The sequence below is a fragment of the Mesorhizobium sp. M8A.F.Ca.ET.218.01.1.1 genome (genome assembly GCF_004791165.1).
Taxonomy (GTDB): domain Bacteria; phylum Pseudomonadota; class Alphaproteobacteria; order Rhizobiales; family Rhizobiaceae; genus Mesorhizobium.
Genome location: NZ_SRUZ01000199.1, coordinates 1 through 286, shown reverse-complemented (window position 1 = coordinate 286; position 286 = coordinate 1). Strand labels below are relative to the sequence as shown.

The following is a 286-nucleotide window of genomic DNA, read 5'->3' as shown; positions in this document are numbered from 1 at the left end:
GAACATGGTTCCCATTAGCGCGCCCAGGATGCGGCTCTTGAACTCATAGTCGATGAAGAAACGGACGACGCAACCGCTGCCGTCGACTTCGAAACGCCAGACATTGCTCAGATACTTGAACGGGCCATCGATGTATTTCACGTCGATGGCATTCTCGTCCGGCTTCAGCAGCACCTGCGTGGTGAAGGTTTCGCGGATCGCCTTGTAGCCGATGCTCATGTCGGCGACGAGGATGGTGCGCCCGTCACGTTCCTTGCGCGAGCGGACCGTCAGCGCCTCGCAAAGC

General features: G+C 58.7%; 1 protein-coding gene. It reads right to left on the bottom strand.

Features of this window, described 5'->3' with window-relative positions; translation table 11 throughout:
• Positions 1–286 (bottom strand): SRPBCC family protein (locus EN861_RS35005; protein WP_281041232.1); only part of this gene is annotated, 286 nt, incomplete at both ends.